The organism is Shimia sp. W99, from assembly GCF_053851455.3.
In genome coordinates, this window is the sequence record NZ_JBSQBU020000004.1 from 53479 (window position 1) to 78758 (window position 25280).

Consider the following 25280-nt stretch of genomic DNA (forward strand, 5'->3'; position numbering starts at 1 on the left):
CCCCTCCCGCTTCCCCTCCCACGCAAATTCCTATGGAAACTCGACGTTCACCTTTGTCGCTTTCGGGCCGCCCGCGGGTTGGTGCGAACCGCCCAGAAATGCGTCGCAAAGGCGCTACAATCGACTTGACAACCTATCCGTTCAGAGGGCATTGCCAACTTGTTTTCGCCTGATTTAGAGGCGTGAGATCTATGCCTGTCAGGCGGTCATTTCGGCAGCATAGCCTTTCCAGAGGTCGAATGCGTCGGCCCTGGCGTGGCGATATGAGATGGCAGAGAGTTGATAGCGGCGGGGACGAAAGACAGCGTTGATCTGATCATGGGCAGCCAGAAATCGCTGTGCCTGTCGGGGCGATTTGAACCGCCCCATCAGCTTCTCTCGTTTGCGGGTCGGCCGATGCGAACCCTCGATGCGGTTGTTGAGAACTTTGTGCGCCCGGTGATCGGCTTCAGGCGCAAGAGCCCGGATCGGTTTGATGTAACTGCGCAATTTGTCCGTCACGACGACGCGCGGTTTGCCAAAGCGGGCGATCAGCCGCGCAAGGAAACGCCTGGCGGCTTTGGCATTTCGGCGCGGCTGCACAAGGATATCAAGCACGTCCCCGTTCGTATCGACCGCCCGCCACAACCATTGCTTCACGCCGTTGATCGGAACGACGACTTCGTCCAGATGCCATTTGTCGGCAGCGGTGGGACGGTCACGCTTGATGCAATCGGCGAAATGCCGGCCAAACCGGTTCACCCATTTGCGCACGGTTTCCCGGCTGACGGTTACACCGCGTTCAGCCAGCAGATCCTCGACGTCCGCCGTGCTAAGCGCGAAGCGATGATAGGCCCATACAGCATAGGCCACGACTTCACGGGGGAAACGATAGCCCTTCAAGCGCGGCATCTCGGTTGGAATATTCATAGCTACAGGCTAAATCCATCCATAGGCGTCAGCAAGTTGGCAATGCCCCATTGAGATATGCCTGAACAAGCGGACGTAGCACGGCGGCCCTGCGCGACTCTTCAGCACCAACTGCAACGGAGGCTTCGCCATCATCATCCATCGATATTTGCCGCACATGTCTGTGAACCCTGTCTCAGGTTTAAGGGCAAGAATATCGGAATTAAAGGCAAAATCTCATATTTAAGGGCAAAGGACAGCCGTTGATTTCGTTGGATTTCTCATCTCACAATTAAGGGCTACGCGACATCAGCGACGCGCAACAGATTGGTAGCTTTTGAGAAAGTCATTCTGACGACCTCATTTCCGGTTTGCGTTTGCTGTAATATCGCAGCATGACAATTTCTGTCATGCTGACACATTGGAGCCATCCCGCAAACCCTGAGAAACGACTTTCAGATTTCGAGAGACCACATTCGATATCGCCCCTGCCCGGTCACTTCGCGGATCAAACCGCTTGCCTCCATCCACGCCAGATTGCGCTGAACGGCGGCGCGACTGGCTCCAGTTGTCGCCTCAGCCATTGGGGCGGAGACCAAGGGCCACTGAGAGAAAGTTCTTCGCAAGGCAACCGGCGTGCGGCCAGACAATTGCGCCATGACGTTTTCTGCCCGACCCGTCCACGCTTCAATATCATCAAGTGTTCGCATCGCCGTCAGAATTGCGCTGTTCATCCCATCGAGCCAGCGAGCCAAGCGTTCGGGTGGCGAGCCCGAGACACGAAGCCCCCCTGCCCCGGCCATGGCGAGCGGTGCGAAGATGGCGCCGCTTCCATCACTGGCCGCGATCCTAGACGCGGTGACGGCGGCTTCCATCTGGTCGCCGTGCTGTCCGAGGCCGGCCAGGCTCCAGAGATGAAAGCCCATGCAAGCCCGCGTGATTGGGTGGAGATCGGCTGCGGCCGCCATGACGTCCAACCATCCGCCCGCGCGATCTTCGAAACGCTCAGCGCTGCCTTCAATGTTCTCAGGATCGCGGCGATCCAAAAAGGCCGCCAAGTCGTCCTTTGGTCCGGGACCGCCTGTCAGGCGTCGAACAGCCCATCCAACTCTTGCCAGGGCATTGGGGTCATCCTGTGCACCTGACAGCCGCATCGATATCCAGAGCGCCAGTCGATCAGAACTCACCCGATCCCCTGCGAACCAGCTGAGGTCTGCTGCCTCGATAAGAGCGAGGCGATGCCGCCAGCCTTCAGGACCGCGCAGCAGCCGGTCATCCAGAGCTCCCAGGCGTCCAGCCACTCTTGCCAGTCGCGCAGCGTGAACCCCCTCTGCCTTCGCCCAGTCATCGACGACAGCGGTGTCGGGCGGTTCCGCCCGTGGCCCGGGAGGCAAATCATCCGGTTCTTCTTCGAGTGGTCCCGGCAGAAACCATAGATCCTCTTCGTGAACCTCTTCATCCTCCTCGATGGTGATGAGGGGGTCATTGAAATCATCAGTCAAAGCGGATGCTTGGGTCTTCATGTGTGCAAAATAGGGTTCTTTTGCACATTACCCAAGTGATTTTGTGGCGGTTGCCTTTGCTCTTTATATAGTATGCGCGCGCGACTGCCGGTGAAACCGCTCAGATCGCGCTCAGCGCATGGAAACCAAGGGTTTTTGGACGAGCGCGACGAGAGAGTACCTACTTGCACTCGTTTACAAACGGTCGTTTAGTAGTGACACCTAAAATTGCAAACGGCCCGTTTTCATGCCCCTGATCGGCTACGCCCGCGTTTCCACTGAGGATCAGACCCCCCTGCCCCAGTCTGAGGCCCTGCAAACTGCGGGATGTGTCGAAATCCATGAAGAGCACGCCTCGGGCGGCAATCGTGCGCGGCCGGTGCTTGCGCGCGTGCTGGAGCGCATCAGCAAGGGCGACACGCTGGTTGTCGTTCGGATCGACCGGCTTGCGCGGTCCCTGTCGCACCTTCTCGAGGTGATCGAGCGGCTGGAGGCCAAGGGTGCCTTCTTCCGCTCGCTGCAGGACCCGATCGACACCGCCTCCCCCCAGGGCAAGTTCACTTTGCAGGTTCTGGGCGCCGCGGCGGAGTTCGAACGCGCGCTGATACGTGAGCGCACGAAGGCCGGGCTTGTCTCTGCGCGCGCCAAGGGCCGCGTTGGTGGCAATCCTGGGCTTCGCACCAAAGACCCCGCCGCGCTGCGCAAGGTGTGGCTGGCACGACAGGACGGCTACATGGAGCGCCTGAACGAAACCGCGCAGGATTGGGTGCCCCACGTGCGACGCCTGCGGCCGGATATGGCCTGGGAAGATGTTTTGCGAATCATTAATGGCCCCCTGCCCCACGACCGGCACTGGACCCAAAGCCGCCTACTCCGTGCTGTGAAAGCCTACGTGCACGACGGGTTCCTGCCCGCCGAGGTTCTGGGCCGCGCCGGACGTCGGGAAACCGATGACCGCCTGCCGGCCATCGTGGCGGCCATCAAAGGGTCGGACCCAGATATCACGCTACAAGCGATTTGCGACCGGTTGGAATCCATGCGTGAGTGCACCCCTCGAGGCCGCACCAGCTGGCAACCGTCCTCCGTCAGGATGCTGTTGGAAAGAGCGGAGCGACTTGGATTGCTGGTCAGCTAAGTTGATTGACGACGCTCAGCCGGCTTTCGATGAGCAACGTGTTGTGAAAGTTCTCGCTCCACAGCGTCGTGTGCCCGGCGATCAGCGCGGCAGACATGAACATCGTGTCATAGACCGATTACTCATACTTCTCTGGCAGCTCGCGACCGACTTGATGGGTTTGAACCGTTATGTCCACGAAAGGCCATAAGGACTTCATACCATCAAGAAGCGCACCGGTATCTTCCTAGCTGAGCCGAGTTTTCCGCCGACAATTGACCATCGCCTCGGTGAGGACCTGGGCGCTTGCCCGAGGCCCCTGCCCTAGAATTTCCACTGTTCTCTCAGCATTCGGATCATCGTCAATTGGGTAGAGCACAACAGTTGTGTCTGCGACTTCAGCGCTCATGGGTGGCGTCGCGGCATAGACGCGCGTCCTTGGGCAGTTTCCCGCGAAATCGCCTTAACCCTTGCAGGACTTCATCGGCGCCAGGTTGGCGCCTGACCAGAATGGTTCCGTCTCCCTTTACCAGGTCGATCTGGTCGCCTTCCTTTAGGCCCAGTTCCCGCACAAGATCCGCGGGTAGCCGGACGGCAAGGGAGCTTCCCCATATGGCAACTCGCATGGTGTCCTCTCAGGTATGGATAAACATCCGTGTATGCTTAAAACCATCAATAGGTAAGCTTTGCTTCGTTTAAGGCATTGTCCTGTCTACGCCGTGCTTTGTGCCGGATTCTGCTTCCGCGAAGCGAGCTATCGCGATGCCCCCTACCCTGCCGAGGATCATTGACGCCTCAGATACAGTGCTTTGACCATAGGTTCCAAGGCAGCGCCGCTATCTGATCGTCTGGCCTCAGGACTTGAGTATCAATACAACTATGAAATTGATCCGATTGGGCCATGGATTTGCCGTCGGTCTGTAGGCGCGTTGTCTGATCCGATCTGGGTTCACGATATCTCTCGCTAGCCGGATTTTCGATCGAGACACCTATGTGAAACCGGGCCTCAGCGATATCTAGTCGGCGCAAGATGCACTCGTGAACCACAAGTTTGTGAGTGCTGTTAACAGCTGTTAACTCGGGAAGGTGCGTGGCTTCCCTAGTAGCGCTTTAGTTCAACGGCACAATTTGTGGATAAAATCCTTGACTTAACAGGGTGAATCACGGCCATTAGAGTCAAGTTGCGCAAATAAGCGCGTTCGAGCAGAGAAATTGCAACTATGTTTCAGACGGCACCAATCGAAGCGGCGTCCCAATCCGAGCTTACAAGCCAGATGGCCGCGCGTCTACACACTGCGCTCACGACGCATCTTCAACAGGCCTACGCGCCCGATCAGCGTAAGAATTTGAGACTATTCAGCGCAACAGAGACTGCTGATCTACTCGGCGTAACCGGACAATTCTTGCGCAAGTGCCATAGCGATGGGTCGTTGCCGGAGCCGGAAGTCATCAAGAACGGACGGCGCTTTTATTCCGGGGAAGAAATCCTGCAAGCGCGCCATTTTCTGGAGGCAAGCTCTCGAAAGCCGGGCAAGTATCTTCCTGGGCGTCGCGAGGGTGACAAGCTTCAGGTCATTCAGCTGATGAACTTCAAAGGTGGATCTGCAAAGTCCACCTCCGCGATCCATCTGTGTCACTACCTTGCTTTGAGTGGCTACCGGGTGTTGGCGATTGACTTGGACCCACAAGGGAGCCTCACAGGCTTTTGCGGGATTCAAACTGAACTGGAGTTTGAGGGAGCGTCGATTTACGACGCACTGCGATATGATGATCCGGTGCCGATGCCTGAAGCTATCGTGGAAACCTATTTCCCTGGCTTGCATTTGGCGCCTGCCCGCCTTGTGCTGAGCGAGTTTGAGACTGAAACAGCGGTCAACGCTGGGCGCGGCGTCGCATTTTTTGAGAAGCTCAGTCTAGCGATCCAGTCCGTTGAGAGCGACTACGATGTTGTGGTGATCGACAGTCCGCCAGCTCTGGGGTTTTTGACTTTGACCGGCCTTTATGCAGCGACCTCTGTCATCGTGCCGATGACGCCAAGCATGCTCGACCTCGCCTCTACACAGCAGTTTGTCGAGATGACATCCGCATATCTCGGGGTGATTGAGGACACGGGCGTCAAACTTGATCATGATTTCTTCTCTTTTCTCATTACTCGGGACGATCCGAGCGACATCCCCAGTCAGCAGATTGTGAGCTTGATGCGTGCCTTGTTCCAAGATCGTGTCGTTGCGGCGACGGGACTGCGCAGTACGGCAATTGGCGATGCGTCGATGCTCAAGATGTCGATCTACGAGGTTGCACGATCCGAGATGACGCGGTCGACCTATGATCGGGCAAAGAAAAGCATGGATGCAGTAGGTGCGGAAATCGCAGGGATGCTTCAACAGGCATGGGGACGTTAGTCATGGCAATGGGGAAGAATAAGACCGGTATCATGGCGGCGATCACAGCGGCAAGCGAAGCATCGAAGGAGGGTGCGTCCGACCGGGCCCATCGGACCTTACCGAAGGGGACTATCGGTTCGGTTCGTGCAGGCCTCGGGGGCATTCAGGAAATCGACACCAAATTGATCCTCGCCTGGGGCCCGAAGGACCGGATGGATATCGAGTTAACAGCTGTTAACAGTGATGCGCCAAATGAATCCATTCAGGACCTCGCCACCAGTATCGCTGAGTCGGGACAGCAAGTTCCAGTGCTTCTGCGTCCCTCAAAGGATCGTGACGGTCATTTTGAAGTCATCTATGGCCAGCGACGCATACTTGCGTGCCGCCATCTAGGCATGCCGGTGCGGGCTCTGATCCGCACGCTCGATGATACCGATGCTCTCATGGCGAAGGGGCTCGAGAATGCCGGCCGTGCGGAGCTAAGCTACTATGAACGTGTTCGGTTCGCACAGGCGATCCTCGAGCAGGGATACTCCCGCGCGGAAGCATGCCAAGCTTTGGCGATCAGTAAGAACACTCTTTCACAGCTTGAACGCATCAATCGGCTTGTGCCCGTGGCGGTTGGTGAAGCCATCGGCGCGGCCCCGGGCGCAGGGCGTCCCAAATGGACGACCCTCGCTACAGCGTTCGAGAAGGACCAGCTTTCGGAGGAGCGTGTATTGGATGTGCTTGGTCAATCTGGTGCCCTTGATTCCGACGGGCGACTGGACCTCGTCCTCAAAGAAATTGGCAAACGAGGCAAGCAGGAGCGATCTGTCGAAGAGCGCTCGCCTGTTCCCGGTGTGCAGATCAAGAGTGGAAAATCGGGGCTCTCAGTGACCGTAAAGCGGGTAGGGGAGAACACAAGATTCGCGAATTGGCTGGATCAGAACCTGGACCAGCTCATTCAAGATTCCTTCGATCGGTTCCAATCAGAGAGCAACGAAGGATAGCGGCGGTTAACAGTTGTTAACCGTCAAGACGAAGGCACTGAGCAGAAAGGAGGACGGCACAAAAGAAAAACCCTCGAAACCGAAGTCCCGAGGGCTGCTGCGCACAAGGCGCGATTTGTTTTGACACTACAATCCTAGCAGCCCGCGAATCGCTAAACAACGAAAAACGTCTTCGGGCGAACAGGTTTTCTGTGCCTGGCTAAAAAATGACAAAATTCAATGATGCTCCGCATGGAGCGACTGGGACAGTCATGCCTCAGAACGGTGGTGGTATGTCCAATATCAACCAACACTCGGGGTGGCGCAAGGCGACGGCCGGACTCGCGGCCGCTGAACAGCACGCACAGGTTGGTGAACGAACGGCCGTTCCCAAAGTACAGGCCTTTGTAGCCGTGAAGCGCGTGGGCGCACATATTGGCCTCAAGGCTGGCGACGTGTTGCTTCTCGACACACTTGGAGCCTTCACACAGGCCCAGGACTGGGAGGAGGGACAGCGTCCGATCGTCTGGGCGTCCAACGCCTATCTGATGGAGCACACAGGCTTTTCGCTCTCGGCGCTCAAGCGCCATGCGCGGCGTCTGGCCGAGATCGGCGTGATTGCCTTCAAAGACAGCCCCAATGGCAAGAGGTGGGGCCACAGAGACGCTGACGGTCGTATCATCGAGGCCTATGGCTTTGATTTGTCGCCGCTGTCGGCTCGTGCCGAAGAGTTTGGGCAGCTACATGCTGAACTGCAGGCCGAGCGTGAACTCTGCCAGCGCCTGAAGCGCCAGATCACAGTTGCGCGCCGGATGATCCGCGCGAGGATCGACGCGGCCCTCAACGGCTCTCTGAGAGGTCCCTGGACGCAGCTCACAGGTCTCTTTGAGGATCTCTTGGGCCGCCTGCCACGCCGGAACACGCCCTCTGGGGCGCTTGCGCGGCTTCTGGAATGGTTCAGGGAACTCCAGGAGCGCGTCGAGGCAGCCTATCTCAAAGCGGTTCGCGCAGATGAGGTTGTGGAAAACACGCCTGAAATCAGCGAGCAAGTGCTTCAGAAGACTCAAGAAATGGACCCCAGGGAGGTCATTTCTGAACCTCATATACTAATTACAACCCAACTTAATCCTGTAACCTGTAATCGCTCAGAAACTGAGCAAGCGGCGGCCGTGGTGCCAAATGCGCCACCGGAAGAGAAGGTGGATAGGGAGCTCGAAGATTGGGTGGCTGAAACACGTAAAAAACGTGGTGCGGCGCTTGATTTGCCGACCGTGATGCAGGCTTGTCCTGAATTTGCGTCCTGGGCACGCAATATGGGCGGGTATTTGAAGGATTGGGGCGATCTTCATCGCGTTGTCGGGCAGCTCAGGCCGATGATCGGCGTCTCAGAGCACGCTTGGAACCTCGCTCAGGACCGTCTCGGGCCCCAAGTCGCGACTGCGGCGCTGGTTCTCACGTTCGACAAGCATTGCGCCGGCGAAGTGGCGTCTCCGGGCGGATATCTGCGCGGTATGGTCGAGAAGGCCGGGGCAGGGGAGCTGCATCTCGAGCGCAGTTTCTATGGCCGGTTGAGCGGACAGGCGGCGTGAAGCAATGCGCAAGCAATTGTCCCGCGGTCCAAGTTCCAGGTGGGGCATGTGGAGATTGCCGTCTGTATTCTCCGCATTTTTTGCGGTGGGTATTGTTGCCTTGCGGAGATAAAGCGGTATAATCTCCGCAAAGAGTGCGTAAAATATGACCTACATCCACGAAATCCCTGATTGGCCCCAGTTTACTTGGGATAAGGCCAATCTGTCGTCACAACTTGCTGCGGTCCGTTACCGTCAAGGCAAGCTCTTGGGGCGAATGGAAGGTCTTGGCTTTGATCTTCGCAACGAGGCGATGCTCAGAACACTGACTAGCGATGTTGTCAAAAGCAGCGAAATCGAGGGGGAGGCGCTCGACAAGGATCAGGTGCGCTCGTCCATCGCGAAGCGGCTCGGGCTCGAAATTGGTGGACTGATCCCGTCTGATCGCCATGTTGATGGTGTCGTCGAGATGATGCTGGACGCGACCCAAGCATATGACCAGCCACTGGATGCGGAGCGCCTGTTCGGTTGGCATGCGGCCCTCTTCCCGACCGGACGAAGCGGAATGACCCGGATCAGGGTGGGAAATTGGCGTGACGGTCCCATGGAGGTTGTATCAGGACCCTATGGCCGCGAACGGGTGCATTTTGAGGGGCCTGCGGCCAACCGGCTGGAAGCCGAGATGGCGCGGTTTTTGGAATGGTTTGACCAGCCCCCCGAAACAGATCCCGTCATACATGCCGCCATCGCCCATCTTTGGTTTGTCACCATCCACCCGTTCGATGATGGCAATGGGCGCATTGCGCGCGCGATCGCAGACATGGCGTTGGCGCGTTCTGAGTTCAGTGCGCAGCGGTTCTACAGCATGTCGACGCAAATTCGGCAGGAGCGGAACGCTTATTACGATATGCTCGAGATGACGCAGAAAGGCGGGCTTGATGTCACGGCCTGGCTCGTTTGGTTCCTGGCTTGCCTGGATCGAGCATTCGACGGCGCAGAGATCATTCTTGAGGCTGTTTTCCAGAAGGCGCGGTTCTGGGAGAAATATGGAACGACGAACATGAACGACCGCCAGCGGGACATGCTGAACCGCCTGCTGGATGGATTCGAAGGAAAGCTCACGACGTCGAAGTACGCAAAGATCGAAAAATGCTCACAAGACACGGCATATCGCGACATCCTCGATCTGATCGACTTGGGAGCCCTGGAGAAAGATGAGGCTGGTGGACGCAGCACCAGCTATTCCCTGACGGCAACCTAAAAAGGCTTGTCACCGGCGAAGCCCCAGACGCCGACACCACGCAAGTATCAGACAAGCACCGGTGAAGTTTGCCGGTCTTTGATTACCCTAAATCAATGATAAGGCGTGACAATCAGCAGACTTGAACACTTCTTTGCCGATGTGCGTTGCCGATCTTGAGGTGCTGAGTGCAATGAAGATGAACCGCGGTTCTGACGGCCTCGGAAGTCCTCGGCCTGTGCCTCCGGGCTGGCAGAAAGGGAAAGTGTCCTTCGGGTTTTGTGACTGACGGATGAGGGCCTTTGGGGTCCCTCAGACGGGTCCGGGCCGGGTTCCGGTCTGTCTTTCTCACCAAAACTCGAAAGGACGCCCGCGATGGCCCGTTCCCGCACGCCCAAATTCGATGCCTCCGAGGTCATCACGAACGAAATCATCCGCATTATCGAGCGCGGCGTCCTGCCGTGGCGCAAGCCTTGGACCGCAGGCGGCAGCTCTCGTCCCCTGCGCGTGGGCGGCGAGGCATATCAAGGCGTCAACAACTTCCTGCTGACCATGCGGACCGTGATGGCGGGCTACAGCTCGCCCTACTGGATGACCATCCCGCAGGCCAATGCCCTGGGCGCCAAGGTCCGCAAGGGCGAGAAGTCCTCCGTGGTGGTCTATTACGGCCAGAGCCGGAAACAGGACAAGGCGTCTGGAGACGCCGACGAGGCAGATGGGGATGAGAACCGCGTCTTCCGTTTCCAGAAATCCTATCGCGTGTTCAACGCCTGCCAGATCGAGGGGTTGCCGGATAGCTTCCATCCCGAGCCGGACCCGGTGCCAGAGCATCCCGCCGCTGAGCCCATCCCGCATATGCAGGACTTCTTCGACGCCATCGACATCACCACGGTGTTCACTGGCGACAAAGCCTACTACCTGCCACCGGTCGACAAGGTCTATATGCCGCCGATCGCGCGGTTCCAGGATCCACGGAATTTCTACGGCGTCTGGGCCCATGAGCTTGCCCATGCCACAAAGGCGCGCCATCGGTTGAACCGGGACTACGGCCTCTCGCGCTTCGGCAACACGGTCTATGCCCGCGAAGAGATCGTGGCCGAGCTAACATCGGTGTTTTTGGGGCAGGAGCTTGGCTTCACCGCGCATACGCTCGAAATGAACGCGGCTTACCTATACAACTGGTTGCGTGTCCTGCGCTCTGACCAAAATGCAATCTTCAAGCATGCGGCGGACGCACAGCGAGCTTGCGATTACCTAGTCGCCAGATCGGAGGCGGGCAGGGCAGGGGAGGGCGCTCAGGCCGCTTGAGGGGGTGTGTGTCGGCAAAAGGGAAAGAGGGCTTTGGGAAGGGTGTTTCGACTTTTCAAAGGACAGACCCATGACCAGCACCGCACAGCCCCAGACAGACCGCCCGGATCCCGCCGTGATCGCCCGGCAGAACGATGCCTTCCGCAAGCTCGCCTGCCTCGGAATCCCGCCTGAGCAGCCCATCCAAGGTCGCATGCATGTCACCCGCTCGCTCATGGAGGCCGGCGACGGCTTCATGGCCGAGGCGGTTAAGGCAACCGGCACGTTCGAGACCTTCGAGCCCGAGAATGATCCCGAGGGATGGCATGATTTCGGGGCGGTCGAGATCCGGGGCGAAACCGTGTTCTGGAAAATCGATCTCTATGAGGCTGACTCCGATTTTCGCTACGGTGCCGAGGCCCCGGACAACCCGGAAACCACCATGCGTGTGCTGACCATCATGATGGCGCGCGACTGGTAGGCGAGGGGCAGTCTCAATACCCACACACCGATACGGAAGGCCCGCTGACCCCTCAAAAGGCAAAGCGGGCCTTCTGTCGTTGTGATCCCCGCCCTTGGGGATTGGTCGCGCGCTTGAATGCGTGACCCACACCATACCAATCGAGAAGGACATCCCATGACCGCAAGTTTCAAACCCGTTTCTGTCGCCATTGGCGATCTGACTGCCCATCCAGCCAATGTGCGCAGCAACTCCCCGGAAACCTATGATTCCGAGAACATCGCGCATCTGAAGGCCAGCATCGCGGTGTTGGGCCTGCTCCAGCCGCTCCTGGTCCAGAAGCTTGACGGCAAATACGCCGTCCTCGCTGGTGGCCGGCGCCATGCCGCGCTGAAAGAGCTGGTCGCGGACAAGGCCGCCAAGGGGTTCACCGCGAAGACGAAGATCGACTGCCGCCTTGTGCCGGAGGATTGCGACGTGACTACGGCGCTGTCGCTCGCCGAGAACATCACCCAGGCGCCGATGAACGCGATCGACGAGTTCGAGGCTTTCGCCCGGATGATGGAGATCGATGGCCAGACGCCCGAGACGATCGCCAAGACATTCGGCACCACGGTGGCGGCCGTGAAAGGCCGGTTGCGCTACGGTCTGATCCACCCCGATATCCGCGCCGCGGTCCGGGGCAAGGTGATCACGCTCGACACGATGAAGGCCTTTGCCGAGCATCCGAGCCAGGAGGTGCAGCGCGAGGTCTATGAAGCGCTTACCAAGGACGGCGGCTATCTGCAGGCCTATACCGTTCGACAAGCGCTGAAGTCTCGAGGCGTGCAGGTCAGCGACGATATCGGGGCCTTCGTGCGTGAAGACTACGAGGCCCGCGGCGGAGCGATCGCGGCCGATCTGCTCGAAGAGCATTCGGTGCTCGAGAATGCCGCGCTGGTCGAAACCATCCTGCTCGAGAAGCTTGGGGCCGCCGCCGAAGAGGCCCGTATGAGGCTGGGCTTTGCTTGGGCTGATGCTTTGGTGCGCTATGATTACGCGACCATGGCCGACTATGGCCGCGTCTATCCCGGCCCGATCGAGCCAGATGAGGCGGCCCAGAAGCGCATCAACGAGATCACCGCCGAGCTTGAGAAACTGCAGCTCGAGATGGAGGATGAGGGGCTCGAAGACGATGCCTACAATGCCCTCTACGAACGTGTGGACGCGTTGGAAGAGGAAGCGCGCGATCTGCAGGAGGCCTACAGCGCCGAGGACCTTGCACGAGCCGGTGTGGTCGCGTCATGGTCAAACAGTCAGGTAACTCTCCACGTGGGCCTCGTGCGCCCCGAGGACGCCGTCAAAGAGGAGGGCGCGCGCGGCTCCTCGGCTAGCCCGACCGGGCAGGAGGCCCCCGACGCCGGCGAAATCACCTACCCGGCCTCGCTGGCCGAGGACCTTAAAACCGAACGGGCCATGGCCCTCGGGGCTGCGATGGCGCTGCATCCGGAGGCCACGCTCGATCTGACGCTCTTCAAGCTGGTGAGCGACGTTCTGGCGAGCGGCATGAGCGTCACGCAGGCGATCAAGATCGATGCCCGCAAGGAATACCGCAGCCATGCCAAAATGGACGAGATCGACGAGACCTCGCTCGAGCAGGTGGCGGCGGCGCATGATGCGCTGGACCTCTCGTGGCTCGATGAAAGCCGCGCGCCTGCCGATCAGTTCGCGGCGTTTCGCGCGCTGGACGCCGGCGAGAAGGCCAAGCTCGTCGCCTATGCGACCGCCTGCACGACGCAGTCCTGTTTCGCGCGGGACCGGCAGCGTGACAGCCTGATGCATGAGTTCGAGATCGAGATCATGCCCGACATTCGCGCGCATTGGACGCCGAACGCGGCGCTCTTCAACCGTTTCAAGAAGGCTTGGCTCCTGAAGATCCTCGGCGAGGATTTGGGCCTGGCCCAGGAGGCGGTGACGCTGGCCTCGTCGAGCAAGAAGGAGATCGTCGCCTTCTGCGACAAGCTCTTTGCCGAACCCTTCGCCACGCTCACGGACGCGCAGCGCGCTGCTGTGGCCGCCTGGTACCCGCCGATGATGCAGACCGCCGGTGTCGCCTGTGATGAGGCGGAGCCCGCTGCGGAAACCCCCGAGCCTGACAGCGAGATCGCGCAAGCGGCTTGAGTCCTCACGCGACCCGCGCAAGCCCTTTCGCCTGCGCGGGTCGACCCTCCCATACCCAACGGAAAGACATCCCCATGGCTATTCTCAAGTTCTCTGCGTCCGCTGTTGCGGCGCAGATCGCTCATGCGCGTGCCTGCAAAACCTTCCTGCCCAACTGGAACGGGCCCGTGGACAGGCCGGCCCTGATCCTCATCGTCGGCAATGGCGTGCATCTGCGCTCGAACGGTATCGACGGCACAACCACCCGCATCGTCACGACCGCGCAGGCCGATCCGTCCTTCGCCTTCGCCCAAGGCATGAATCCGTTTCAGGACACCGACTGGATGGCTCAGCGCCGCATGGCGTTTCGTGATCTGACCGGACAGTTCTACACCGACATTCTCGACGATGTGCAGGTGCTCATCGACCGGGGGCAGGGGACGATCCGGCTCGCCACGGATGGCCACAGCATCCGCGTCTTCGTGCGTCGGGCCTCGGACTATCTGATCGGCGGGACCTACGAGGTGCCTTCAGGTCTTGGCGGCACCTTCCGGGTCATCCTCAAGGATGCCTGCGACACCTTCGCGATCGTGCAGAACTGCGGCAATTGCGAGGATTTCGACGCCATGCAGCCCTATCGCGTGCCTCTCGATGCGCTGATGGAAATCGATGACCAGAGGGTGGCGTAACGCGCCCTTTCTCAAACACACATCGCCAATACCCTTCCGGGCCTGCGGTCCTCTCGGGACATTGGCGACAACAATTTTCCCAAACGAGAGAAAGGACTCTGAAATGGGTTGGCTCTTCTACACCGACGGCCGCGTCAAATCCTACGCGGATGAGAAAGCGGAGATCGCCCGGCTTTGTACCTTCGAGGGCGACACGCGCAAAACGGACCTAGTCAAGGCCTGCAAGGTCGGCTCGTCCTGGTATGCGGCGGCAAGGGTCACGAACCGCGACGGCACCCCTGTCGAGGATGCGACCTATGTCACCGATGCGGACGGCTCGATCACTTTCGCCGCCGTCTTCCTCACCGCCTACGACGATGGGTGTTGGGGATACAAGGATATGGAGGAAAGCGCTGGCCCGAACGAGTCTCGTGCTCCGCTTGGGCTGATCGAGCTTCTCTCCAACCTGAAAGACCCGGACAGCTACGCCCATGCCTGGCGCCAGCGCTGCCGGGATTGGGCGTCGATCCCGGACTACGAGGAAGGCGACAAGATCAGGCTCGCGACCACTGTGACGCTCACCGATGGCAGCACCTGCCAGATCGTCACCGTGACGCACTACAGACGCGGGCGGCAAAAACGCCGCTGCTACCGCATCGAGGAAACCGGCGGGCTCGTGCGCCTGTCTAAAGCGACGCTTGCGGGCTCGGAGCTGCTCAGCTCCGCGAAAGGCGCTGTCAGCCCAGTGCTGGCGAAGTATCTCGCGGGGCGAGAATAGGTGCTGCACCGGACAGCTCATCGACCTGCCCGGCGACAGCAGATCCTGCGGCTTGTCTTGACAAGGCAATGCAAATGCATTACCTATCGCGGGCAGCAAAGCCCCTTTTCTTTCAGGAGACAGCCATGACAGCGCTCGCACAAGAGGTCTCGAAACTCACGGACCGGTATCAGACGACCGTGCCGGCGGGTGTGCGCAAACAGCTCAAGCTGGGCAAGGGCGACCAGATTCGCTACTACACCGAGCCGAGTGGCAGGGTCTATATCGAGCCCGTGCGCGCCGAAGAGGATGACCCCGCGCTCGGCGCCTTTCTCGATTTTGTCGAGGCCGATATCAAGGCGCATCCGGATCGCATTCGGGCGTTCGATGGGGCTTTGCATGATCGTCTTGCAGCACTGGTCGGAGAGGTTGACGTCGATCTCGATGCGCCGCTATCGCCCGAGGATGAATGACCGGCGATAGCGTGCCCGCAGGGGCGCCCCTTGTCGTAAACGGATGGTCGATTTATGCGCATCCGCTCTTTCTGGACCAGCTCGAAGGGCTGATCGAGGAAGTTGAAGCGCGTAAGGCACGCGATCCAAAGACCTGGCGCAAGAAAAACCCGACGAAACGGCTGGCCGCCATCTTCAAGCTGGTCACCGAGGCCATACCGGCAGATCCGAGTGCCGCGGCGTTCCGGCAAGGCAGCACACTCGGCGATCACCGCAAGCACTGGTTCCGGGCGAAATTCTTCCAGCAGTATCGGTTGTTCTACCGGTTCAACAGCGATGCGAAGGTCATCGTGGTGGCCTGGGTGAACGACGACAAGACCCTGCGCGTCTACGGCAGCAAGATGGATGCCTATGCGACGTTCAAAGGGATGCTGGAAGATGGAAATCCACCTGACGATTTCGACGCGCTCCTGAAGGAAGCTGCAGCGGTGGACAAGCGGTTCGAGACGTCTCTCAAAGCGGCGCCCGATCGGTAAGTGGCCCGGTTAGCTGTGAACCTTACGGCCTTGCCGTTTACGGCACCACTGTGGGTGATGTAGCATCGACCCATAGCATAGTCGGAGAAAGCGCAATGGACCCAACGGGTAAGGAACAGCCGCACCTCGGTCTCGAGGAGCATTTCCGTGGTCGCTGATGCGAATTCGTATGACGCCTGGTTTTGCGCGCAGGTACAAGCCGCGCTGGAGGATGCACGCTCGCGAACATCTCAGGTTCAGGTGATGCAGGCCGCACAAGCATTGATTGATGCGAAGCGCCAGGGCCAATCCAAGCCCTGACCAAGCCTTGGAGGTCAGCGCGGTCTGATCCCGTCACCCCGAAAAGCGAAAGTGGGCTTTTTGTCCTTTGGAACTCAGACCCTGATCCAAAGGAAAATCCCCATGACCAAGCCCAAGACGGCGAACCCGACTTTTTCAATCTCCGACGCTGATCTCGCCTCTGCGCTGGCGCAAATCGGCGCGGAGATCGACCACCAACCCCTGCGCAACTCAGCGCTCGCGCGCATAATGCGCGAGACCTTTTTTGGTAGCGATGCTGGTGGCGCCTGGGACTGGCGCATGGCCTATGACCTGATGCAGGCGGCGGCTGTGCAGGTGCTGCTGCGTGGGGCCTGCGCGGCAGGTGACATCGCTGCTGCAAAGCTGCTTGCCTCACGGCTTCTGACAGAAACCCGCCGCTCCGAGCAGCAGATCCGGCTGCAGCAGTTTTCCACGCCACTGCCATTTGCGGCGCTGGTCTTGCGGGCTGCGGCGGTCCGCAAGGGTGAGACCGTGCTGGAGCCCTCGGCTGGCACCGGTGCCCTGGCCGCTTTCGCCGCCCGGGCCGGTGCCACGCTTTCTCTCAATGAAATCGACCCCTTTCGCCAGAGCCTATTGCGCGCTGTCTTCGGTGGCGAGGTGACAGGCCATGACGGGGAGCATATCGATGATCTGCTGCAGACGCTGGTCCTGCCCGACGTCGTGGTGATGAACCCGCCCTTTGCCTCCTCGGTCGATCGCTCCCGAGACAAGCACATCGCTGCCAAGCATCTCATCGCGGCTGCCAAGCGCCTGGCACCCGGTGGGCGGCTGGTGGCGATCATGCCGCCACGGTTCAGCCCGGAGCGTGATGCCGCGCATTGGTCGCGCGCCTGCGGTCTCCTGACGCCGCGCTTGGCGCTGACGATGCCAAGGCAGGTCTACCGCAAGCTTGGCACCTCTGTCGAAACCCAGCTGATGGTCTTCGACAGGGTGCTTGAGGACGGCGAGATGATCCGCGCCAGCGTCCGGGACTTGGATGAAGCCCTTCCTTTTGTCGACGCCGTGGCCGCAACCCGGCCCGAGGCGCGCCCCGCACAACAGGCGGCGAAAAACCCTCATGCGCGATCGGTCGGTCCAGTACCTGTTACGCGCAAGCGCCCAGTTGCCAGAGTTGCGGCGTGCAACGCTCAGACCAACGCCGCCATATCGCTCACTTTCACAAGCCTTCAGAGCCCTCGCGACAACACGCCCGTCTCGGACATCTATGCGCGCTACCGCCCGCAACGGATCGAGATCGCGGGCGCGCAGGAACATCCAACGCCACTCGTCGAAAGCATCGCCATGGCCTCTGTCGCACCGCCGGTGCCCTCAGGCACGGCCAGTGCGGAATTGCGCCTGCCTGCCAGGCTGATCGAGGAGGGACATCTCTCCGAGGCGCAGCTCGAGACGATCATCATGGCGCATGATGCCCATGGGCGCGACCTGCCGGGTCGGTTCACGATCGACGACGACCAGACCAAGCTCACCCGTGCCGATGATGACCCGGACGCCAATGCTTATCGCCTCGGCTACTTCCTCGGTGACGGCACCGGCTGCGGCAAGGGGCGCGAATGCGCCGGGCTCATCCTGGCGAACTGGCTCGCTGGACGCAGAAAGGCGATCTGGGTCTCCAAATCCGCCACGCTCATTGAGGACGCGATCCGCGACTGGACCGATCTCGGCGGCTCGCCCGCCGACATTCAGCCGCTCTCCAAATGGAAACCGGACCAGCCCATCCCGATGGGCGACGGTATCCTTTTTGTCACCTACGCCACGCTGCGGTCCGCGGGTAAATGCGGCACCACGCGGCTGAGCCAGATACTTGAGTGGATGGGCGACGACTTCGACGGCGTCCTCGCTTTTGATGAGGCCCATGCCATGCAGAATGCGGCGGGCTCCGAGCAGGGCAGGGGGGTCAAACCCTCCCAGCAGGGCCTTGCGGGCCTGCGGCTGCAACTGGCCGCACCCCGCGCCCGGGTCTTCTACGTGTCAGCCACCGGCGCCACGAGCGTCCACAACCTGGCCTATGCCGCGCGTCTCGGTCTCTGGGGGCAGGGCCCAGAATACCCCTTCCCGAGCCGCGAGAGTTTCGTCTCGGCAATGGAGGCGGGCGGCGTCGCCGCCATGGAGGTGGTCGCCCGTGATCTCAAGACGCTTGGCCTCTACACGGCCCGCGCCCTCAGCTTCGATGGGGTGGAGTATGACGTGCTCGAACACGCGCTCACCCCGGCTCAGATCGAGATCTACGACGCCTATGCAGGCGCGTTTCGGACGATCCACCATAATCTCGAAGCTGCACTGACCGCGACCGGCGTCAATAACGCCTCTGGCGAGACCAATGCCTCGGCCGCCCGCGCCTCTGCCAAGTCCCGGTTTGAAAGCACCAAGCAGCGCTTCTTCAACCATCTCCTGATGGGCATGAAAGCCCCGACCATCATCCGCGCCATCAAGGACGATCTGGCAGCAGGTAACGCTTGCGTCATCCAGGTGGTCTCGACAGGCGAGAGCCTGCTGAAACGCCGGCTTGAAACGATGGATTCCGACGATGAGCTCGTCGAGGGGGCCTTGACGCCGCGCGACTATGTTCTGGGCTACCTCGAACAGGCCTTCCCGATCCATGCGCAAAAGCTCGTGGAGATCGACGGCAATTTGGTGGCCGAGCCGCTCAGGGACGAGACCGGCGCGCTCGTTATCTCTCGCGAAGCGCTCGCCTTGCGCGATGCGGCTATGATGGAGTTGATGACACTGGCCCCGATCCCCTCAGCGCTCGACCAGATCCTCTGGGCCTTTGGCGACGAGGCCGTCGCCGAGGTCACGGGTCGGTCCATCCGGCCCCTCAAGGCCGAGGACGGCCATCTCTTCATCGAAAAGCGCAGCCCCAGCAGCAATTCATCCGAGACTCAAGCCTTCATGGACGGCGAAAAGGATATCCTGATCTTCTCCGATGCGGGCGGGACGGGCCGGTCCTATCACGCGGCCCAAACGGCGAAGAACCAGAAGCGGCGGCGGCACTATCTTCTGGAGCCTGGCTGGCGTGCCGATGCGGCGATCCAGGGGCTGGGGCGCACGCATCGATCGGCCCAGGTCAGCGCACCCTTCTTCCGGGTCTGCACCTCAGATGTGCATGGCGAGAAGCGCTTCACCTCGACGATTGCCAAACGCCTTGACCAGTTGGGGGCCCTGACCAAGGGTCAGCGCGAGACCGGCTCGCAGGGCATGTTCCGGGAGGAGGACAATCTCGAAAGCCCGATCGCACGGGCCGCGCTGCGCGGGTATTTCGCCGATCTTGCGGCCGGGCGCGCCGAGGCGATGAGCTACGAGAGCTTCACGGACTGGACGGCTCTGCGGCTGATCGACAAGGACGGTGTGCTCCTTGAGGAGCTTTCCCCGATCCAGCGGTTTCTGAACCGGGTGCTGGCGCTGCCCATCCACATGCAGAACGCGCTCTTTGCGGAGTTCATGGGCCGGATCGCCGATCAGACCGAGCGGGCCCGTGCCGCCGGCACGCTTGATCTCGGGGTGGAGACATTGCGGGGCGACCGGATCGTGCAAACCTCCACGGAAGATCTCTGGACCTGCCCGCAATCGGGCGCGGTGACGCGGATCATCGGTCTTGAAGTCACCGACCCGGTCCACGTCCTGTCGGCGGAAGAGGCTCTGAGCCGCAACCCGGACAAACAACCGATGATCAATCTTGCCTCCGGTCGTGCGGCGCTCATCTCGTCGCGTCCTATGCAGATGTATGACGAGGATATCGTCACGCTGATGCGCAAGGTGACCCGTCCGACCGGATCCACCTATGCGGAGGAGGGCAAGTTCCGGAACTCGGCCTGGGAGAAAGTCGGGAAATCTGAGTTCATCCGCCTCTGGGACGAGGAGGCCGATGGCCTGCCAAAAACCACGACGACAAAGCTCTACCTGTTGACCGGGCTGCTCTTGCCGATCTGGAAGGACATACCCTCAGGCAACGAGCGCATCTACCGGGTCACGCCGGAGGGGCACGCCAGCATGATCGGCCGTACCGTCAGCGAGGATGGGGCCGCAGCGCTGCGCGCCCGCTTCCTCGTCTTCAACCCGGTGACACCGCAGGAGACACTGGCCGCCGCCCTCGGCACCACCGCGCCGGTCGATCTTGGCCGGGGTCTGACCCTGACCCGTCGCCGGGTCGCAGGCGAGATGCGCCTCGAGCTGTCCGGTGCGGATCGGGGCATGATCGAAGGCCTCAAGGCCCTCGGCTGCTTCACCGAGATCATCGCTTTCCAGCTGCGGGTGTTCCTGCCGCATGGGGGCGGGATCGACACGGTCAGCATTCTGGCCCGGGTCGTGGGGCAGGGGCCACACGCCGCGTCTGTGGCAGCAGAATAGGGAAGGGTGAGATCATGACTCTCGAAGACATCAAGGCGGCCGTCGATGCCGGCCAGACCGTGCACTGGGCCAATACTGGCTACCACGTACACAAGGACAGGCTCGGCCAATACCTGATCACCTATGTGCCGAACGGCAGCTGCATCGGCCTGACAGACCGGAGCGGGCAGCGGTTGAACGGGGAGGAAGCAGAGTTCTTTATCGCTGGACCGGAGTGTGGCGACGAGCAGAGCCAGGACAGCCAACTGAGACCAGACGGGCAGGGGAGGGGCGTCGTACCCGGCGGGGAGGTGGCACAGACTCTCAGGCGCCAGCGCTGAACTGAAGGTTGGGAAGAAAGGAAAGCGAGCTTTCTGGTTTGTGATCCCATGAGGGGTCGAAAAAGCAATCCCGGTTGCGCTGGCAAGAACGTCAGGCACCGGCCAATCCAAAAGGAACCAACCCATGTTCGCAGGAACCCTGACCCGCAACACCGAAACCGCAGCCGCCCAATACACCGGCATGATCCATTCGACGCTTTTCGATATCGCCATCCAGCTCGAGAACCGCCCGAAGATGTCCGAGCGCAGCCCAGACTACGACGTGACGGCGATCAACAAGTCGGGCCGCAAGGTACGCATCGGCACGGCCTGGAACGAGACCGGCAATACCAGCGGCAACCCCTACATCTCGATGCAGCTCGATGTCGGCTTGGGCCCGTTCCGCGTCAATGCCGTGCAGACGAAGGAAGCTCGGGCGGCCAAAAGCGGTGAATTCGAGATCATCCCGCTGGTCTCGAACAGCCTGATGAAATCCGGCTCGATCTCAGGCGAGCTCACCGCCATGGACGCCGACAACGCCTTCACCGGCTACATCGCCAACATGATGTTCGATCTGGAGTTCATGCTTATCGAGAACAGCTACAAATCCGAGGAAACCCACCCTGACTACCGCATCGAGGTCAGCTCGCCCAGGGGCACACCGATCCGCGTCGGCTCGGCCTGGATGGCAAAGAGCAGCCGCACGGGCAATGACTACCTGTCGCTGCTGATCAACACGCCCGATGGCGATCTGCGCGTCAATGCCGTGCAGAACGAAGAACAGCGCGGCGGGCAGACCTTCTCGATCATCCCGTTCATCGACAGCGGTGAGCAGCCGCAGGACGCGGGCGCGGGGCTGTCGCTGGTCGCGTGATCAGCGCGAAAGCCGAGACTAACTAAACCCGGAGGGGAGCCGTGGGGCCACGGTTCCCCTTTTGCTGTGTTTGATTCAATAGAGCGATCGAACTGCCAAATCATATGGCGTTCGGATGTAGATGAGATGCCTAGATTGGGAGCGGCGCGCAGAGTCTCGATTAAAGTCAGACTTGTACAACCGCTTGAGCGGCAATCAAGGCGTCAACAGCAACTTGAACCTCGGCGTAGAGCTCGGTGTCCAACTCCTCCGCGTCGATTTCCACAATCAATGCGTAGCGTACAGAAGGCAAAACCTCAGCGAGAAGCTTTTTCGACTTCCACCATCCGGTGACAGGGTGAACAGCCAGCAAGTTGCGCCGCGCCAGATCTGAAGCCTTGCACGTCAGCTGATCTATATGGAGCGATCCGACATGGCGCCGATTGCTACCGTAGTCCCAAAGATCATCCTCGTCGTTTGCAGGACCATCGGGCTGTTCGGCCGCCTTGCTGATCCGAGCCAGGAATTGGGCTTCGTTCTCGCCAGCGCGATTAAGTTGGAAACGTAAGTTGTGGGACGCGTAGCGGTACCGAACGCCGCGCGAGGCTTCGGACGGGTTCGGAGCGATAAAGCTACTGAGTGCCACCCGCAAGGTCACATCGGCATTGCCGAGCGCGCGCAAAGCCTCAACGGGCCAGGGAAGGGCGAACAGCTTCAATTCATTGTGGACATCACCGCCGGTCTTCTCTGAAATTCCGTAAGGCGTAATCGTGTCTTCCACGATGAGGGTCAGCGCGTTCGACGCGCTGCGGCGGGCACGGGCCATGTCCGGCACACCATATCCATAGCGCTGAAAAAGGGGCGTGTAGTGACCCTTGTTCGGCTGGGCCGGCAGATGTGCACGCATCTGCTCAGTCCACCGCGCTGAAGACACATAGAGACCACGGACTGTCTCGGGCCAAAGCGTCGGATAGTCCGACCAGAGTTCCGTTACGTCCTTCGCTGCAAGCGCTGTCGCCGCGCTGGTATCGAAGGTGAATGTGAAGGATCGGACCGGATAATTGTGGTGCGTCGAAAGGAGTGATAACCATCCGTGTCGCATTGGCGGAGGCATGGCACTTAGCGCCCAGTTTCCACCCTCAAGGACGACGTCCGGCTTGTTCGGCCAATGGGACGACCACGATGCAGTTCTCGAAGCGGGCGACAAGTCGCCGAATGGTGCAAGCGCTTGGGCCGGCTCTCCGTCTGGCAGTACGGTCTTCTCTGTAAAGGCTCCGACAGACAAAACATTCCACGCCTGGGCCGGCGACTCGATTTCGTTGTCCTCGTGATCGCATCGGTCGAGGTAGTTTCCGGCACCAAAGGTGAAGTTGTCAGTATTCCCGGCCGAGACAAGCAACAGGCGTTGTTGTTTCACCTCACCTGAAACGCCGGCGGCGAGCTGATCGACCTCCGTCGACCAGGAGGTCGGAGCGCCGTCATGCGGGGTGTCCTCACCCGTCGTCGTGGTCATTGTGAAAGTACGGCGTCGGGTGCCGACCTGTTCGACCGCATTGATCGCCTGTCTTGTCACCGCGCCGAGGAGATGATGCGGGTTCATCCCTGCATCAGGCAGCAACTTCACGGATTCCAGACGGTTCCCCACCGAAACCGGGTTCCCCTGGTGCAGTTTCGGAGTCAGATCTCCAAAGAGCGCCAGTCCTCCCATCTCTGTGCCATGGCCCTTGACATCCTCCAGTCCCCAGGCTGGGTTGGCGGCATGTCGGTCATCCACACTGAGCGCCGGCTGAATGAGAGGATGCGCGCGACTGACACCGGTATCCAAAAGCGTAACGTAGCCAGGATCGGGATTGTCAGTGTAGGTCGTACGGCCCGCGAGCTCGTCGACCCACTGCGCCTGTTCGGCCACCGGCAAACCGTCGAAGAAATCCGCTGTGATGGTCGGAGTGGCAAGGGCGCGCACGCCGCCTAGCCGGCGGACGGCTTGGGCGAGCTGATTGCGATCGGCCTGTACGATCACCACGGTATCTTCGGGAAACTCCAGCCGATCTGCTCCAACGGTAACGCCATAGTTTGGTGCGGCCGCGACGAAAGCTTCGGTCGTTTGAGGCTCGAGCCAAACCTCCCAGACGGTTGCAACATCCGCTGCGGGAAATTTGCCTGAAGGGCTGCGCCAGAGGGCACGCAATCCCGCTTCTGTGATGGCAGCGACGCTCTGCACCAGATCGGCGTTCTTCGGACGGCCCGGGATGATTTCACCATCCTTTTCCCGGTCGGGTGTGTCCTCCGTCCGAAACTGCTCGACCTTCTTGCGCAGCTTTTCGATACCCTTAGCTGTCGCAAACACCGTCGCGCGCTCTTCGGCGCCACCGGGATCAGGGGTCTCGGCGACGCGAAGGAGAGTCAGGCCACTAGCATCGAGGCTGTCTTTTTTCAGGCGCTCGTCGACACGCGAGCGTACTTCCAGATAGACGCCAGGAAGTTCGGCTGCCGGAATATCCGGCAGCGCGTCGATGGCCTGAAGCAATGCTTGGGCGTGCGCCGCGCGATTGGGGACATCACTTGGTCTTTTGGACCCGCCCCCGCCCTTTGCTTGGAACGGGCGAGGTTGTCCGAGATTGCGAAGGTGGAAGTGCCGAAGGTCTCGTCCCATTGTCATCGGTCCCTAGTTCTTGGAGCGACCGTCGGCGTTCGAGGGCATCAAGCAAATCCTGTGTCGCAATCTTGTCGGTATCATTCAGAACGGCACGTCGAGCGGCATCTTCCGCCGCCGCCACAACATCGGCCGTTGAGAGGCCTGTGGCAACATCTGTAACCCGTTTCCATCCCATGCGAGCGAGTGAGAAGCCGATCAAACGGCGTTCGAGCGCCTGCCGAATAGCCGGGCCATCGGGCATGACATATGGCAACACGAGATCAAAGCGGCGCAGCACAGCGCGGTCAAGAATTCCCGGCAGGTTTGTAGTGGCAATGACGATCGAAGGCCCGGTATCCTCATCCAAGAACTGCAAGAACGAGTTCAGAACCCGCCGAGCCTCGCCGACATCGTTCTCACCGCCCCGGGCGGCCGCCAAAGCGTCAATCTCGTCAAAGAGATAGATGCCGCGCGTCGTTTTGACGGCATCGAAGATCATCTTCAACTTCTGGGCTGTTTCCCCCATAAATTTTGTGATCAGTCCGTGGAGCATGACCGAAAAGAGGGGGTACTGCAGCTCACCGGCAAGCGCCGAAGCACTCAGGGTCTTGCCGGTTCCGGGAGGGCCGGAGAGGAGAACGCGCCGCCGTGGCTTCAACCCTTTTGCCTCGAGCTTTTCGCGCATTCGCGTCTCAACAACGAGATGCGCGAGTTCGCTCTCAATCCTGTCTGGCAAGATGACATCGACGAGGCGCTCGGTCGGATAGGACGCGGCAAGGAACTCCGCCAGATCACCGCGGGGTGTTGCGATAGGAGTGATCGCAGGGGTTCGCTTCGAAGGCGGCTTCTGTCCCGCTTCGGC

The 25280-nt window shown here is 60.3% G+C and carries 21 protein-coding genes; 16 read left to right on the forward strand and 5 right to left on the reverse strand.

Annotated elements, in window-relative coordinates; genetic code table 11:
- Positions 1–198: 198 nt before the first annotated feature.
- The gene (locus tag ACS3QZ_RS20375) at positions 199–909 is read right to left on the reverse strand and encodes an IS6 family transposase (RefSeq protein WP_456039548.1); all 711 of its coding nucleotides are present in this window, start codon (positions 907–909) and stop codon (positions 199–201) included.
- Between the two features lie 434 nt (positions 910–1343).
- On the reverse strand, positions 1344–2411 hold the full coding sequence (locus ACS3QZ_RS20380; protein ID WP_456039549.1) for a hypothetical protein: 1068 nt from the start codon (positions 2409–2411) through the stop codon (positions 1344–1346).
- A gap of 226 nt (positions 2412–2637) precedes the next feature.
- On the opposite strand from ACS3QZ_RS20380, the gene ACS3QZ_RS20385 reads away from it, so the two are divergent.
- Positions 2638–3525 (forward strand): recombinase family protein, encoded by an 888-nt coding sequence (locus tag ACS3QZ_RS20385; protein WP_456039550.1) that lies wholly within the window; start codon positions 2638–2640, stop codon positions 3523–3525.
- 377 nt (positions 3526–3902) lie between these two features.
- Here the strand turns inward: ACS3QZ_RS20385 and ACS3QZ_RS20390 are convergent, their stop codons facing one another.
- Positions 3903–4130, reverse strand: coding sequence for an AbrB/MazE/SpoVT family DNA-binding domain-containing protein (locus ACS3QZ_RS20390; RefSeq protein ID WP_456039551.1), 228 nt, complete (start codon positions 4128–4130; stop codon positions 3903–3905).
- A 594-nt stretch (positions 4131–4724) separates the two neighbouring features.
- Between ACS3QZ_RS20390 and repA the strand changes: the two genes are divergently transcribed.
- The 15 genes from repA (at position 4725) to ACS3QZ_RS20465 (ending at position 21804) form a co-directional block, all read left to right on the forward strand.
- Positions 4725–5906: a plasmid partitioning protein RepA gene (gene repA, locus ACS3QZ_RS20395; RefSeq protein WP_456039552.1), complete on the forward strand. Its 1182-nt coding sequence runs from the start codon at positions 4725–4727 to the stop codon at positions 5904–5906.
- A 2-nt stretch (positions 5907–5908) separates the two neighbouring features.
- A complete protein-coding gene (repB, locus tag ACS3QZ_RS20400) occupies positions 5909–6880 on the forward strand; it encodes a plasmid partitioning protein RepB (protein ID WP_456039553.1) in 972 nt (323 codons plus the stop codon).
- A 272-nt stretch (positions 6881–7152) separates the two neighbouring features.
- Positions 7153–8448 (forward strand): plasmid replication protein RepC, encoded by a 1296-nt coding sequence (gene repC, locus ACS3QZ_RS20405; RefSeq protein ID WP_456039554.1) that lies wholly within the window; start codon positions 7153–7155, stop codon positions 8446–8448.
- Between the two features lie 145 nt (positions 8449–8593).
- On the forward strand, positions 8594–9688 hold the full coding sequence (locus tag ACS3QZ_RS20410) for a Fic family protein (RefSeq protein ID WP_456039555.1): 1095 nt from the start codon (positions 8594–8596) through the stop codon (positions 9686–9688).
- A gap of 354 nt (positions 9689–10042) precedes the next feature.
- Complete coding sequence (locus ACS3QZ_RS20415) at positions 10043–10975, forward strand: ArdC family protein (RefSeq protein ID WP_456039556.1); 933 nt, start codon at positions 10043–10045, stop codon at positions 10973–10975.
- Positions 10976–11045: 70 nt separating this feature from the next.
- Entirely contained in the window at positions 11046–11435 is a 390-nt protein-coding gene (locus tag ACS3QZ_RS20420; RefSeq protein WP_456039557.1) for a DUF3768 domain-containing protein, read from the forward strand.
- A gap of 156 nt (positions 11436–11591) precedes the next feature.
- Positions 11592–13574, forward strand: a complete 1983-nt coding sequence (locus ACS3QZ_RS20425) for a ParB/RepB/Spo0J family partition protein (RefSeq protein ID WP_456039558.1) — start codon at positions 11592–11594, stop codon at positions 13572–13574.
- A 74-nt stretch (positions 13575–13648) separates the two neighbouring features.
- Complete coding sequence (locus ACS3QZ_RS20430) at positions 13649–14242, forward strand: regulator (protein ID WP_456039559.1); 594 nt, start codon at positions 13649–13651, stop codon at positions 14240–14242.
- A gap of 103 nt (positions 14243–14345) precedes the next feature.
- Positions 14346–14999 carry a DUF6927 domain-containing protein gene (locus ACS3QZ_RS20435; RefSeq protein WP_456039560.1) on the forward strand — a complete coding sequence of 218 codons (654 nt, stop codon included), beginning with the start codon at positions 14346–14348 and terminating at the stop codon, positions 14997–14999.
- A 125-nt stretch (positions 15000–15124) separates the two neighbouring features.
- On the forward strand, positions 15125–15451 hold the full coding sequence (locus tag ACS3QZ_RS20440; protein ID WP_456039561.1) for a type II toxin-antitoxin system PrlF family antitoxin: 327 nt from the start codon (positions 15125–15127) through the stop codon (positions 15449–15451).
- Positions 15448–15966 carry a type II toxin-antitoxin system YhaV family toxin gene (locus tag ACS3QZ_RS20445; protein WP_456039562.1) on the forward strand — a complete coding sequence of 173 codons (519 nt, stop codon included), beginning with the start codon at positions 15448–15450 and terminating at the stop codon, positions 15964–15966. Before ACS3QZ_RS20440 ends, ACS3QZ_RS20445 begins: the two co-directional genes overlap by 4 nt.
- 147 nt (positions 15967–16113) lie before the next feature.
- On the forward strand, positions 16114–16266 hold the full coding sequence (locus tag ACS3QZ_RS20450; RefSeq protein ID WP_456039563.1) for an antitoxin PaaA2 family protein: 153 nt from the start codon (positions 16114–16116) through the stop codon (positions 16264–16266).
- 102 nt (positions 16267–16368) lie between these two features.
- Positions 16369–20631 carry a strawberry notch-like NTP hydrolase domain-containing protein gene (locus tag ACS3QZ_RS20455; RefSeq protein WP_456039564.1) on the forward strand — a complete coding sequence of 1421 codons (4263 nt, stop codon included), beginning with the start codon at positions 16369–16371 and terminating at the stop codon, positions 20629–20631.
- Positions 20632–20645: 14 nt separating this feature from the next.
- On the forward strand, positions 20646–20951 hold the full coding sequence (locus tag ACS3QZ_RS20460; RefSeq protein ID WP_456039565.1) for a hypothetical protein: 306 nt from the start codon (positions 20646–20648) through the stop codon (positions 20949–20951).
- A gap of 124 nt (positions 20952–21075) precedes the next feature.
- Complete coding sequence (locus ACS3QZ_RS20465) at positions 21076–21804, forward strand: DUF736 family protein (protein ID WP_456039566.1); 729 nt, start codon at positions 21076–21078, stop codon at positions 21802–21804.
- A gap of 166 nt (positions 21805–21970) precedes the next feature.
- On the opposite strand, the gene ACS3QZ_RS20470 is transcribed toward ACS3QZ_RS20465, so the two are convergent.
- Both ACS3QZ_RS20470 and ACS3QZ_RS20475 read right to left on the reverse strand, forming a co-directional pair.
- Positions 21971–24310, reverse strand: coding sequence for a S8 family peptidase (locus ACS3QZ_RS20470; protein ID WP_456039567.1), 2340 nt, complete (start codon positions 24308–24310; stop codon positions 21971–21973).
- Positions 24311–24341: 31 nt separating this feature from the next.
- Positions 24342–25280 (reverse strand): AAA family ATPase (locus tag ACS3QZ_RS20475; RefSeq protein WP_456039568.1); only part of this gene is annotated, 939 nt, incomplete at its 5' end.